Source organism: Nannocystis exedens (assembly GCF_002343915.1).
In the GTDB taxonomy this organism is placed as follows: Bacteria; Myxococcota_A; Polyangia; order Nannocystales; family Nannocystaceae; genus Nannocystis; species Nannocystis exedens.
In genome coordinates this window covers 2,055,202-2,068,585 of record NZ_NETK01000001.1, presented here as the reverse complement: position 1 = coordinate 2,068,585, position 13,384 = coordinate 2,055,202, and the positions used below count along the sequence as shown (strand labels likewise).

10 protein-coding genes are annotated in these 13,384 nt (G+C 72.9%); 6 read left to right on the top strand and 4 right to left on the bottom strand.

Translation table 11 applies throughout. From position 1 onward, the window contains the following. Positions 1–2 precede the first annotated feature (2 nt). The 4 genes from NAEX_RS08050 (at position 3) to NAEX_RS08035 (ending at position 4,805) form a co-directional block, all read left to right on the top strand. A complete protein-coding gene (locus NAEX_RS08050; RefSeq protein WP_096326930.1) occupies positions 3–2,210 on the top strand; it encodes a peptidase domain-containing ABC transporter in 2,208 nt (735 codons plus the stop codon). Positions 2,211–2,278: 68 nt separating this feature from the next. Continuing rightward, positions 2,279–3,121 (top strand): efflux RND transporter periplasmic adaptor subunit, encoded by an 843-nt coding sequence (locus NAEX_RS08045; protein ID WP_170135550.1) that lies wholly within the window; start codon positions 2,279–2,281, stop codon positions 3,119–3,121. A gap of 60 nt (positions 3,122–3,181) precedes the next feature. Beyond that, on the top strand, positions 3,182–4,105 hold the full coding sequence (locus NAEX_RS08040) for a nucleoside hydrolase (RefSeq protein WP_096326928.1): 924 nt from the start codon (positions 3,182–3,184) through the stop codon (positions 4,103–4,105). A 148-nt stretch (positions 4,106–4,253) separates the two neighbouring features. Further along, positions 4,254–4,805: a hypothetical protein gene (locus NAEX_RS08035; protein WP_143140878.1), complete on the top strand. Its 552-nt coding sequence runs from the start codon at positions 4,254–4,256 to the stop codon at positions 4,803–4,805. A 12-nt stretch (positions 4,806–4,817) separates the two neighbouring features. Here NAEX_RS08035 and lepB read toward each other — a convergent pair whose 3' ends face one another. Continuing rightward, positions 4,818–5,819, bottom strand: a complete 1,002-nt coding sequence (gene lepB / locus NAEX_RS08030; protein ID WP_170135549.1) for a signal peptidase I — start codon at positions 5,817–5,819, stop codon at positions 4,818–4,820. 762 nt (positions 5,820–6,581) lie between these two features. On the opposite strand from lepB, the gene NAEX_RS49815 reads away from it, so the two are divergent. After that, positions 6,582–6,752 carry a hypothetical protein gene (locus NAEX_RS49815; protein WP_170135548.1) on the top strand — a complete coding sequence of 57 codons (171 nt, stop codon included), beginning with the start codon at positions 6,582–6,584 and terminating at the stop codon, positions 6,750–6,752. A 198-nt stretch (positions 6,753–6,950) separates the two neighbouring features. On the opposite strand, the gene NAEX_RS08020 is transcribed toward NAEX_RS49815, so the two are convergent. Then, positions 6,951–7,613 carry a hypothetical protein gene (locus NAEX_RS08020; RefSeq protein WP_100793205.1) on the bottom strand — a complete coding sequence of 221 codons (663 nt, stop codon included), beginning with the start codon at positions 7,611–7,613 and terminating at the stop codon, positions 6,951–6,953. Positions 7,614–7,822: 209 nt separating this feature from the next. Then, positions 7,823–10,669: a serine/threonine-protein kinase gene (locus NAEX_RS08015; RefSeq protein WP_170135547.1), complete on the bottom strand. Its 2,847-nt coding sequence runs from the start codon at positions 10,667–10,669 to the stop codon at positions 7,823–7,825. A 542-nt stretch (positions 10,670–11,211) separates the two neighbouring features. Between NAEX_RS08015 and NAEX_RS08010 the strand changes: the two genes are divergently transcribed. After that, on the top strand, positions 11,212–12,393 hold the full coding sequence (locus NAEX_RS08010; RefSeq protein WP_096326922.1) for a hypothetical protein: 1,182 nt from the start codon (positions 11,212–11,214) through the stop codon (positions 12,391–12,393). 26 nt (positions 12,394–12,419) lie between these two features. Here NAEX_RS08010 and NAEX_RS08005 read toward each other — a convergent pair whose 3' ends face one another. Next, the gene (locus NAEX_RS08005; protein WP_245913644.1) at positions 12,420–13,037 is read right to left on the bottom strand and encodes an RNA polymerase sigma factor; all 618 of its coding nucleotides are present in this window, start codon (positions 13,035–13,037) and stop codon (positions 12,420–12,422) included. Between the last annotated feature and the right edge of the window lie 347 nt (positions 13,038–13,384).

Genomic DNA, 13,384 nt, shown 5'->3' with positions numbered 1-13,384 from the left:
TCATGAGCCAGACCGAGCAACATCGTGCGCTCTTCGGGCGCTTCCCTGCGCTGCGGCGCCTCGGCGCCGTCGGGTTCCCGCGCCAGCTCGAGCACGTGCAGCAGATGACCGCGACCGACTGCGGCGCGGCCTGCCTGAGCATGGTGCTGCGCTTCTACGGCCGCACCCACCCGCTCGACGAGCTGCGCGACGCGATGGGGGTCGACCACAACGGCGTCAGCGCGCTCGGCATCCTGCGGGCGGCTCGCAGCTACGGGCTCCGCGGCCGCGGCGTCCGCGTCGACGACCTCGACGAGCTCCACCTGCTGCCGGCCGGGACGATCCTGCACTGGGAGTTCAACCACTTCGTGGTGTTCGACAAGTTCGATCGGCACGGCCCGGTGATCCTCGACCCCGCGCACGGCCGACGGCGGGTGCCGCGGGCCGAGTTCGAGGAGGCGTTCACCGGCGTGGCGCTGCTGCTCGAGCCCGGCGAGGCGTTCGAGGCCAGCGGGCGCCGCCAGCCGCTGCTGCGCCGCTACTTCGGCCAGATGCTGGCCTACCCCGCGCTGTGGAGCCGCTCGCTGCTGATGTCGGTGCTCGTGCAGCTGCTCGCGCTCGCGCTGCCGCTGATGACCACGCTGCTGGTCGACCGCATCATCCCGCGCCGCGACACCGACCTCTTGCTCGTGCTGGTCGCCGGCCTCGTCATGATGGTGGCGTTCACCTTCGTCAGCTCGCTGGTGCGCGCCAACCTGCTGGTGCAGCTCCGCACGCTGCTCGACGCCAACATGACGATCGGCTTCCTCGACCACCTGATCGACCTGCCGTACTCGTTCTTCCAGAAGCGGTCCGCCGGCGACCTCCTCATGCGATTGGGCAGCAACGCCACGGTCCGCGAGATCCTCACCTCGGGCGCCATGTCCGCCCTGCTCGACGGCACGCTGGTCAGCGTGTACCTGGTGCTGATCTTCTGGGTCAGCCCGCTGATGGGCGCGGTGGTGCTGCTGCTCGCCGCGCTGCAGCTCTCGTTGTACTGGGCGACGCGGCGGATCCAGCGCGAGCTGATGAGCGAGGGCCTGGCGGTGCAGGCGCGGACGTCGAGCTACGAGGTGGAGATGCTGACCGGCATCGAGACCCTCAAGAGCATGGGGGCCGAGTACCGCGCGGTCGATCGCTGGTCGAACCTGTTCGTCGACTCGCTCAACGTGTCGCTGCGGCGCGGTCGCCTCGACGCGATGATCTCGTCGCTGCTCGACGCGTTCAGCATGGCCGCGCCGCTGGTGATCCTGGGCGTCGGCACCAAGCTGGTGCTCGACGGCGACCTCGGCCTCGGCGCGATGCTCGGGCTGTCGGCCCTGGGCGCGGGCTTTCTGCGGCCGATGGGCACGCTGGTCGGCGTCGCCCTCAAGTTCCAGGTGCTGCGCAGCTACCTCGAGCGCATCGAGGACGTGATGCAGACCGAGCCCGAGCAGGACGCGAAGCGGGTCAAGCGGGCGCCGCGGCTGTCGGGGCGGATCCAGGCCGAGGCGGTCACCTTCCGCTACTCGGAGGCGCTGCCCCCGGCGGTCCGCGAGGTGTCGGTCCGCGTCGAGCCGGGCCAGTTCGTGGCCGTGGTCGGCGGGTCGGGGGCGGGCAAGTCGACCCTGGCCAAGCTGCTGGTCGGCCTGTACGCGCCGCAGGGCGGCCGGGTGCTCTACGACGGCATCGACATCGCCGGCCTCGATCTGCGCAGCGTCCGCGAGCAGCTCGGCGTGGTGACGCAGCGCGGCGACCTGTTCGGGGTGTCGGTGCGGGAGAACATCGCCCTCGGTCGCCCCGAGATCAGCCTGGAAGAGGTGATCGACGCGGCCAAGCGGGCGGCGATCCACGACGACATCGTCGCCCTGCCGATGGGCTACGACACGATCCTCGCCGACCGCGGGGCCTCGCTGTCCGGCGGGCAGCGGCAGCGGCTGGTGCTGGCGCGCGCGCTGGTCGGCAAGCCGGCGATGCTGCTGCTCGACGAGGCGACCAGCAACCTCGACACGGTGACCGAGGCCGCGATCCAGCGCTCGCTGGCCGCGCTGCAGTGCACGCGCATCGTGATCGCGCACCGGCTGTCCACGGTCGTCGACGCCGATCTGATCCTGGTGATGGACGGCGGACGCATCGTCGAGTCGGGGACCCATCGCCAGCTGCTGGCCCACGGCGACGTGTACCGGCGGCTGTACACGAGGCAAGAGTCATGACGCGCGCGGCAGGAGCGAGGAGACGGTGGCTGGCGTGGGCCGGAGCCTGGGGGCTCGCGCTCGCATTCATGAGCGGGTGTGATCGCGGCGAGGCCGCCGACGAGGGTCCACGTCATCGCGGCGAGCTGCGCCCGGACGAGGTGCCGGTGGCTGCGACGATGGTCGCCGCGGAGCCGATGGTCGGCGTGCTCGTGCCCGAGGCCGAGGTCGTGCTGACGGCCCCGGAGTTCGCGCGGCTCGAGCGGCTGGACGTGCAGGTCGGCGACCACGTCCGCGAGGGCGAGGTGGTCGCCGCGCTGGATGTCCGCGAGGAGCGCCACGAGCTCGCGGCCGCGACCGCGGCCTGGGAGGCGAGCAAGGCCGAGCTCGAGCGGCTCGAGCTCGAGCTGCAGCGGGCCAAGGAGACGCGCGCCGACACCGAGCAGCTCGAAGGCGTGGTCTCGGGGGCCGAGCTGCGCGAGCACCGGTACGCCGAGCGGCTGGCCGCGGCCCGCAAGCGCAGCGCCAGCGCCTCGCTCCGGCAGCAGCGCAGCACGGTGGAGGACGCCGCGGCGAAGATCGTCGAGGCCGAGCTGCGGGCCCCGTTCGCGGGGGCGATCGCGCGCCGCTACGTCGACGCGGGCGCGACGCTCGAGCTCGGCCGACCGGTGGTGCAGCTGATCTCGGACGCGCGGCTCGTGCGGTTCGCCGTCCCCGAGGAGCGCAGCGAGGCGCTGCGGCTGGGGGCGCCGGTGCGGGTGGCGTTCGTCGCCGAGGGGCTGACGGTGACGGGCGAGGTGACCGCGATCGCGCCCGAGATCGACGCGGGGACGCGCCTCGTGTTCGCGGAGGCCCGGCTGGCGCCGGCGGACGGACCGCTCGCGGCGCTGCGGGTGGGCACGGTGGGGCAGGTGGAATTCGTCGCGCGGTGAGGGCCGCAGGTCTCGCCGTCGCGGCGCGGCCTCTCGCCGGCCGTGTACACTCCGGCGCGCATGCTCGACGTGGTCTGGGACATGGAGACCGGCGACCCGGACGACTTTCTGACGCTGCTCCTGCTGCTCGGGCACCCGCAGGTCAACCTCAAGGCGGTCACCGTCACGCCGGGCACGCCCGATCAGGTCGGGCTGGTCCGGCGCGCGCTCGAGTGGTTCGGCAGGTCGATCCCGGTCGGCGCGCACGACCTCGATCATCTGCCGAAGTCGGCGCGCGACGGCGGCGAGCCCGGCGAGGGCCGCCACGGCCGGCGCGGGCTGTGCGTGTCGTCGTGGCACTACGCCGCGTTCGGCGACATCCCGCCGTCGCGCGACGCGGCCCCCGGCGGCGAGGTGCTCATGGCCCACTGCGACGAGTCGACGACGCTCGTGACGGGCGCCCCGCTCAAGAACCTCGGCGCGGCGATGCAGCTGCCGGGCTTCCGCGTCGGCACGCTGGTGGTTCAGGGCGGCTTCGCCGGCGAGGGCGTGGTGCCGCCCGAGCGCCAGCTCGACAAGTTCCGCGGCATGACGACCTGCCCGACCTACAACCTCAACGGCGACCCGCGCTCGGCCGAGGCCGCGCTGGTACATCCGGGCATCGGCGCGCGCTTCTTCGTGGCGAAGAACGTCTGTCACGGCGTCTCCTACGACCAGGAGGTGCACGCGCGCGTCGGCGCGCTCACGCACCGCAGCCTGTCGCTGCGCCTGATCTGGCAGGGCATGGCGAAGTACCTCGACAAGAGCCCGGCGGGCAAGAAGTTCCACGACCCGCTCGCCGCCTGCTGCGCGATCGACCGCTCGATCGGCACGTGGGCCGAGGTCGAACTGTACCGCGCGCGCGGGGGCTGGGGCTCGCGCCTCATGCCGGGCTCGGGCACCTGGATCATCACCGGGCACGACCACGAGAAGTTCCTGCGCACGCTGACCGCATGCCCGGAGTAGCGGCGAAAGCCGCGGCGAGCGATCCGGGGAGTGGCCGGGTGTGGCCATTCGCCGGCGAGGCTTCGTCGCGTCCGAGGGCAGCTGCGGGCGCGCCCGCAGGCGTCGGCGGACCGGCACGGCGCGCGACGACGGCGTATCATCCGGGTCGATGGCCGCTCGCCCAGGAACTTCGCTCGCGCTCGTGCCCCTGCTCGCGTCGCTCGCCTGCCAGGATCCAGCCCCGACCTGGCAGCCCTTCGAGTCGCGCACGGCCGGCGTCGCCGTCGAGTTCCCGGGCGCACCCACCGTCACCGTGGAGCAGCAGCTCACGCTGCCGGTCGTGACCGAGGTCGAGCGCGTCGTGCTCGATCGCAAGTCGCGCGGAATGCTGCAGGTCACCTCGTACGTGCTGCTCCCGGCGCCCGGCGTGCCCGTCGAGTCGCTGCTGCGGATCGACTGCGAGGCTGCGTCTCTCGAGTCGAAGTTCGTCCCCGAGCCTCACCGCGAGCTCACGATCGCCGGCCAGGAGGCCATCGCGGTCACGGGGATCGCGCCGCCGTCGGCGTCGCTGCCCAGCGGCGGGTGGCAGGAAGATCGCTGCGTGGTCCTCGGCGGGCGCATGATCCACCTCATGGCCATCGGCCCGAACGACGCGGAGACTCGCCGCGACGGGGCGCGCTTCCTCGACTCGATCCGCCCGCTGTCACCGCCGGCGCCGTGAGGGCGTTCGCCGTCACGGGGGAGCGGTCGCGGGGTCGAGCGATGCGCTGGTCCGCTCCCAGTCGAGGCGCTCGCCCTGCGCGCTCCAGGCGATGAAGCGGGCGACGCCGTCGATCTTGCGCACGTCGACCGGGCCGAACGTGCGGCTGTCGCGCGAGACGGGGCGGTTGTCGCCCAACACGAACACGTGGCCCTCGGGGACGCGGACGGTCGTGGTGCTCGTATCGGCGTCGGCGATGAAGTCGAAGCGGGCGGCGTCGAGCTGCTGGGCGAGCAATCGCACCGCGCAGGCCGCGGCGGATTCGCTGTCTCGAGCCGGGGACGAGGGCAGGGCGCGGCCGTCGATGCGGATGCCCGCGGCGGACAGCTCCAGCGTCTCCCCGGGGAGCGCGAGCACCCGCTTGACCAACCTCTCGCCGTTGTCGCCGCCGGCGAACAGCACGATGTCGCCCCGCGCCGGCACCTCGCCCCGCCGCAATTTGTCGACGAACATGACGTCGCCGTCGCGCAGGGTGGGCAGCATGCTGGGCCCGTGGACCTCGAAGGTCTCGAAGAGGTCGGTCCGCATGGCGGTCTGCAGGGCCGCGAAGTCCGATGATTCCTGCGCGGCGGGCAGAATGTGCAGCGTCGTGGGCTCGGGCAGGCGACAATCGCGGATGTGGCGGATCGCGAGCGACTCCTGCCGCCGCAGCGCGCGCTCGCACCACGCGCCGGCGGCGGCGATCACCTCCGCGGGTGCGTCGATGCGCAGCAGCATTCCGTGCTCGTCGCTGTCCTCCACGGTCACGGTCACGCGCCGGGCCGCGGGGCCCGCCGTGGCGCGCAGGTGCAACCATCGCCCGGCGGGCGCGGCGAACTCGAACGCTTCGTCGGGCAATCGCGCCGTGCGCCGGCCCCGGACTCGCAGCACGCCCGGCCGTTCGTCCTCGAGGACCCAGCCACGGGCGTCGGCCGTGGCGAGGAGGTCGGGGAGCAATGGACAGACGCGCAGCTTCGCCAGCGAAGGCAGCCCCACGATCCGGCCCTGCACCCCGGCGGACGGGCTGACGACGACGCGAAGCGATCGCAGGTCCGCAGCCCGGAGGCCGCAATCGGCAAAGTCAGGGAAGCCGGCGTCGACGAGGGCTTGCAGATCCTGCCGGATCGCGGGCCCCTGGCCGGCGTCGAGGTCGACGACGGCGGTGAGCGGCGGGGCAGCTTCGCCGCCGTCCGACGTGGACGTCTCGCGCGTTGCGGCCCCGGTCCACCGGGCACAGCGGGCAGGATCGCGGGGCTCGTCGGCGGGGCCGGGCGAGGGCGCGACCGCCGGCGACGCCGGCTGGGGTGGCAGTGAAGGCTCGCCTCCGCATCGCAGCGTGACGAGTACACCGAGCCCCGCGACCGCGGCGAGCGAGCGCCTGTGCATGCGCGGCCTTGTTTAAAATACGGCTCCTCGCGCGCGCAAGTCGAGCCTCGGCGCGCGATCGTGAGGACCCCCACCGGGCCGACGTCGATGTCGGCGAGTGGGAAGACGACGGGTCCCGCCGACGCCGGAGGCGGGCCGGCCACCGAGAATGCACGGAGTGCCGGCCTCGAGCTCCGGGTCGACGGCGTGACGTCGAGCCAACCGTCGGCCTCGGAGCTCTCGACAGTCCGCGAGCCGGCGTCGGATCTCGGAGCTCTCGACAGTCCGCGAGCCGGCGTCGGGTCCGCAGTGCGTCGGCTCCAACGGCTACGGTCAGCTCGGGGGGTGGTGGCGGTGCCGGGCCTGCTCCAGCCCACTGTCGAGCTCACGCTCGTGGGAGGAAGCGGGCCGATCCTGCTCGGGGCGTCGTCTGTCCGCAGCGCCGACACCCAGGAGGTCACGATCACTCGGCTCGGGCCGGATTGGATCTGCGGCAACCTGGCGATCACGAGCGAGCGCGGGGCCGTGACCGGAGGGTTCGCCGCACGCGTCCATGGGCGGTGAGGGCGAGCGACGAGTGCGACCTCGCCGACGGCGAGGGGAGCGTCAAGATGTCGCTTCGGACATTGGACGAACCGCCGCCGTCGGTCGGCGCGAGCGTCCGTCGCTGGCCGGCGGAGGGTCGTCAAGCTGGCTCTTCGGACAGGTAGACGATCTTCCGCGCGCCAGCGATACGCACGATCGGCACCGGGCGGGGGAGCGTCAATCTGTCTCTTCGGACATATACCCGAATCGTCGCGCCCACCGCCCCAGCGCGTGCGTCTGCTTGCGCGAGCGCCAGCCCCGGTGCGCGCGGGTGTCTCGCAGGCGCTCGCGCAGCAGCGCGCGGGCGGGGGCGCCGGCGCACACCAGAGCGCACGCGAGCGCGTCGTGGCCGTGGTACGGCCGCTCGCGGGCGTAGGCGTCGCGGGCGGCCAGGAGCACCGCGTCGGCGGGGTAGTCCCCGGCGGCGGCCAGGAGCAGCCTGGCCAGCTTGCTCGCGCGCGAGGGAAAGAGGCCGTGGTCGACCGGATCCCCGGGGCGGCCGAGCGCCAGCGGACGGAGCCGTGCGCGCCACGCCTCGTCGAGCGGGCAGAGCGGGTGCGCGGGGAGAAACGGTCCTGCCAGGAGCTGGCACAGGGCCCGCGCCGTCGCGTCGCCGCCGAGGCGAGCGGCGAGCTCGCGCTCGAGGTTCGGGCCCGCAGCGGCCGCCGCGAGCAAGCACTGCGTCGGCGGGACGAGCCGCAGCAGCGCGCCCCACTGGCTCCCGGGGTCGACCTCGAGGACGTGGAAGTCGGCGTCGCGCGGGCGCAGCGTGGCGATCCGGGCGAGCGCGGACATGCCCGTGTGCCGCGGGAGTCGGGCGCGCCAGGCCGCGAAGGACATCCACCAAGCGTAGCGGCCGGGGGCCGGGCGGTCGAGCGTCGGCGACGCGTGCTCCGCGAAGGCCGAGCTGCGCCGTGGGGCCGAGGAGGAGGCTGTCCTCAGGGACAGGTCATCGGCCGGGGCTGCACTCGCGCGTGCTCGGCGAAGGCCGAGCTGCGCCGTGGGCCGAGGGGGATGCTGTCCTCGGGGACAGGTCATCGGCCGGGGCATCACTCGCGGGAGCCCGCGGCTGCCCGGGCCTGCGCCGCGCGCGTGCGGACCCGCGGCGGGTAGTCCTGCTCCGCCGTCGCGGCGTAGATCGCCTCCGCCTTGCCGAGCCACGTCGTGGCCTCGCCCAGGCGCTGTCGCGCCAGCGCGAGCTCGCCGAGCGCCAGCATCGCGTCGGCGAGCTCGCGGTTGCGCGGCGAGAGGTCGGCCTGGAAGCCGGCGAGCGCCGCCTCGAGGTCCTGCTCGGCCGCGTGGAAGTCGCCCAGCGCCGTGCGCGACTTCCCGAGCTCGAGCGAGATCGAGTGTCGTCGCAGGCGATCGATGAGGCTCGTCGCGTCGGCGAGCGCCTCGCGGGCCGCGACGAACACCTCGATCGCCTCCTCGTGCCGTCCCAGCGACGCCAGCGCCTTGCCCACGTTCCGGTACACGATCTGCGTCGCCCCCTGCCGCGGGTCGTTCCCTGCGAGCGCCGCGATCGTCTGCGCGCGCGCCTGCTCGACCGCCGGCGCGTCGTTCTCGAGCGCCGCCGCCATCATCAGGTACGACCAGAACTCGGGCAGCACCTCCTCCGGCACCGCCTCGAGCGCGCGAGTGACGTACTGCCGGGCCGTGGCGCCGTCGCCCGCGGCGAGCTCGGCGTAGGCGCGACCGAGGAAGCCGTACTTGCGCGCCCGGTCGGTCTCGAAGCGTTCGAGCGAGCGCTCGAGCTGCTGCATGCGCTCGCGCGCGGCGTGCGGGCGGCCGAGATCGACCAGGCACAGGGCGACCGCCATCTCGTACAGCGGGCGGTGCGGCTCGGACGCGCCGAGGGTCTTCTCCGACAGCGCGAGCACGCGGTGGAACAGGGGCAGCGCCTCCGCGCAGCGCCCTTGCAGCTCGAGGATCATGGCGAAGTTGTAGAGCCCGCCGATCCCGGGGGCCGTCTCGAGCAGGCCGTGCTCCTCGCGCAGCGCGATCGCCTCCTGCCACAGCCGCGCCGCCTCCTCCGAGTCGTCCAGCCGGAATCGCACGTTGGCGGCGTTGTCGAGGTACTCGGCGTACAGCGCGACGTCGTGGCGGACGCGCCGGTTGAGCGCCGCCATCAGCTCGAGGCTCTCGCGCGCGCGCAGCGGCTGCAACAAATGATAGGCGAGCACGACCCCGCGGCGCTGGCTGGCGCGCGCCGCCACCGGCGCGTGGCCGAGCTCGAGCGCCGACCACAGGGCGCGCTCGTAGGCCTCGAGCGCCTTGAGCGGCGCGCCGTCCGACTGCTGCAGGCTGCCCTTGAGATAGTTCGCCTCGGCGATCAGCGGCGCGTAGGCGGCCGCTTGCGGGTCCGCCAGCACCTCGTCGACGAGCTGCAGGCCGAGGCGGAGCTGGCCGGTCTGCTCGAGCACCTCGACCCGCGCGAGCGTCTCCCGGTGCTGCTGCACCTGCGCGCGCAGCTCGGGATCTCCGGGCGGAGGGATCGCCGCCGTCAGCGCCTCGCTGTCGGCGCAGGTGGCGAGCGACGGCAGCGCCGCGACCGCCTTGAACATCGCGTCGAGACCGACCTGACCTGCCCCCTGGACCACCTCGACCGTCGCCGCCAGGCTGGCGCGCCGCTGGTCGAGGCAGGCGGTCCGCAGGTCGAACAGCTGCGCGGAGTGGCGACCCTCGGCGTGCGCGCGGCAGGCCTCGTTGCGCATGTCGACCCACTCGTTCGCGTACGCGTCGAGCTTCGGGACGATCCGCGGCAGCGCCTCCTCCGCTTGCGCCGGCGACCTCGCCGTCGCGGCGGCGCGCAGCTCCGCGGCGGCCTCGGGGCCCCAGATCGACGCCAGCTCGGCGCGCGCGTCGGGGCACTGCTCGATCGCCGCGCCGCCCGCGAGCGCGAGCCCGGCCGATCCTGCGACCGCCGCCGTCACCGTCACCGCCGCCGCGAGCCGGTACTTCTTCAGCGGCTCGTGCTCGAGCGCCGCGACCAGCTCCTCCATCGAGCCGAACCGCTGGGTCGGGTCGTCCTTCAGGCCGCGCAGCAGCACGCGGAGCAGCCGCTGCGGCACGGCGGCGGCGGCGGGCGGCGGCGCGACCGTGCCGCGCAGCACCGCCGCCTGCAGGTCCGCGAGCGACGTCATCGGGAACGGGAACGCGCCGTACAGGCCGCGGTACAGCGCCACGCAGAAGCTGAACTGATCGCTCGCGGTCGTCGCCGTCTCGCCGCGGTATTGCTCGGGGGACATGTACGCCGGCGTCCCCAGGCGCACGCCGGTGCGCGTCAGCGGCTGCAACAGGTCGACGGCGCCGATCCGCGGCGGCTCGGCGGGCGACGGCTCTGCCGCCGCCTCGTCGGTCGCGCGCGCGAGGCCGAAGTCGAGGACCTTGATCGCGCCGTCGTCGCCGATCATCACGTTCTGCGGCTTGAAGTCGCGGTGGACGATGCCCGCCCGGTGAGCCGCCGCCAGGCCGAGGCCCGCTTGCACGTACGTCGCCACGGTCTCGCGCCACGTCCGTGGCCGCTCGAGCCAGCGCTCCAGGCTCTCGCCCTTGATGAATTCCATCGCCACGTACACCGACCCCTCGGACGCGCCGACCTCGAGCACGGTGACGATGTTGGGGTGCGACATGCGGGCCATCGCCTGGGCCTCGCGCAGCAGCCGGGGCGCCGCCGTCGCACGGTCGTGGCGCGCGTCGGTGTGCAGCACCTTGACGGCGACCTTGCGGTCGAGCTGTTCGTCGTAGCACGCGTACACCGTGCCCATGCCGCCCTGGCCGATCTTGCGGACCACGGTGAACCGCCCGATCTGCACGGGGCCGGCCCGGCTCGGCAGCAGGCTGCGCTTGAGCAATTGCTTGCCGAACGGGTCGACGAGCCGGGGCCGCGCCGGCACGGCCTGCCTCGGCTCCGCTGGCGCCGCATCGTCGGCGGTGACGTCGGCCGGCGGGCGCTCCGACTCCGTGGTCGGTCCGGCCTCGCGTCCGCCCGCGCTCGCGCGCGGAGTGGCGGCGTGGTGCGCCTCGGAGCTGGAACGACCGCCCGTCATACCTCCTCCATCCCGCGCATGCAGCCGCTCCGGAGCGCTCCGAGGGTCAGCCCCGCCGGCCGCGTGTACTCCCGCGCGTGCGGTTGCGGGGGGACGGCCACTGCGGCCCGATCGACCCCGGGAGGGCTGCGGGTCGGCTCTACCCGTGCCCTCGCGCGCGCCGACAAGTGCCGCCGAGAACGTAGCCAGGGCCCCTCGCGCTGTCCATCGGCCCGACCCGACCACGTTTGGACCGAGCGCGCGAGGCGCTGCTCGAGGGCGAGAACGACCGGGACACCCGCCGCGCGCGGGCGACAAATTTTTTGTCGTCCACCGCAATCGCTTTCCCTCCCACGGTAACAGTTAGCAGTGCGGAGGTACGGCCTTCGACCGAAATTGGAGACGACACGATGCGCACTTCGACCCTGATTATTCTTTCGCTTGGTACCCTGTTTGCTTTCACCGGCTGCGACCTGGACGACGAGACCGACGACGCCCGGCTCGACCCCGACGAGGCGGTGGCGTTCCGCTGCGGCGGCACCGGTTGCACGCAGTCGCCGCACGTCGGCACGTTCAACATCTCGAACCTGAGCGAGGACACGACCGCCGTCACCTCGCCAGACGGCACCACCTCGGTCCAGTGGACCGGGCTGACCAAGAACGGCCTGCCGTACGCCCAGCTGCGCGTCACCGACGGGGCCAGGTGCGAGGTCAGCCCAACGACCGCCGCCCTCGGGTGGCAGAGCTGCGTAGGGACCGTCATCGACCTGTCGATCGCGCAGGGCGGCCAGGTGACGACCGCGAAGATGGAGATCCAGGACGAGATGATCGACAGCAGCGGCGCGCTCCCCGTCTACAAGTACCGCATCAAGGCCAACCTCGACCCGCTGACCGGCCAGACGTCGCCGAAGTTCCAGTACGACATCTGCCCCGCCGGCGGTGAGGACGGCACGCGCAGGGTGGTGATGCTGCCCGACGTCCAGGCCACCTGGGTGGTCACCAACTTCGATGACGGCCTCGCCGAGCTGATCCCGTCGACCTCGGCCCGGTTCACCCTCGCCTGCGACGGCTACGCCGAGGCCAAGGGCTACACCCGCGGCAAGGTGCTGCCCAACACCGGCGGCGCGCGCAACTACGGCGTCGCCGACTACAACGGCTTCACCCACGCCATGCGGGCCCTGTTCCGCAAGCAGGGCACCACGAGCGAGTACAGCGCGCTGACCGAGCACGGTACGCCCGTCCGGCTCAAGGATCTGAAGAACGACCCGCCGCTGTTCGACGAGCTCGACCAGACGCCGCCGATCATCGGCTTCGGGGTCTACCTGCTGGAGAGCGTGTACAACGGCGACGTCGCCGTCCAGAGCGGCCGCAAGGGCGCGACCTGCAAGAAGCCCTACGTCGACTTCCCCTGCAGCGGCAACGGCGAGATCGAGTACCCGGACGGGGTCCACCGCCGCCCCGAGTACTCGCCGCCGATGACCGTGATCCCCGGCTGGAGCGACCTGCCGGACTGCGACACGATCCATCTCAACGCATTCGGCGCGGTCGGGGTGTACGGGTGGTACCAGGGTCAGTGCCTCCCGCCGGAGTGAGCCCGGCGCGTCGAACCCGGCCCCGCCTACTGGGGCGGCGTCCAGGCGGCGCGCAGTTTTTTGGCCCAGCCATCGAGGTCGGACAGGGTGCTCTCGAGCAGGTGCGGCGAGTTCGCCAGCAGCTCGAGCTGCTTTTCGAGCAGCTGCTTGGCCCGGCGGATCCGCGTGCGGGCGGTGCCCTCGGGCACCTCGAGCACGTCGCCGATCTCCTTGGCCGTCATCTGCTCCCAGAAGTACAGCTCGAGGATCACCTGCGACTCGAGCGGGATCCGTCGCAGCGCCTGCAGCAGCAGCTGGGCCTCCTCGGCCTGGCCGATCAGCGCCGACGCGCTCGGCACGAGATCCTCGAACGACTCCTCCTCGGGCACGAAGCGGTCGCGGTTGCGCCGCTTGCCGCGGTAGTATTGATATAGCACGTTGCGCGCGATCCCGTACAGGTAGCAGTGCAGATTGCCGCTGTCGCGCACGCGGCCCTGGTTCTCGAGCAACAGCAAAAAGGTGCGCTGGATCAGGTCGCGCGCGTCCTCTCCGGCTTTCGAAGCGAAGAAGAAGGCGAGCCCCTCGTAGTAACGCTCGAACAACGCCTCGCCGGCGACCTCGTCGCCAGACTGCCACGCGGCCAAAAGCTCGTGTTCGTCCTGCACGGGTCGCTTCATCCTCCCATGCCGTGGCAACGGCCGCAAGCGAGGGGAGGTCTCGATCGCCGCCGGGGCGGCGGCGAGGAGCCCTGCGACAGGTCCGAGGCCTGGCGGAGGCGCCCGGGGCTGCTGCGCGAGGCCGGGCCTCCCTGCCGAGGGTGAACGTGGCGCCTGCTCCCGCGCGCGCGGGGGTCCCTCCATTGCGGGCCCCGATCGGCGTCGGCGCGGGGCGAGTCGGATCCCTCGCGGGCGTGACACCGGCGCGGACGTGACCCGGCGGACTGTCCGGTATACCCGGTCCTGACCGGGCCATCGGTCGCGGGCCGCGCAGGGAATGCTCGGTCGGGATGCGC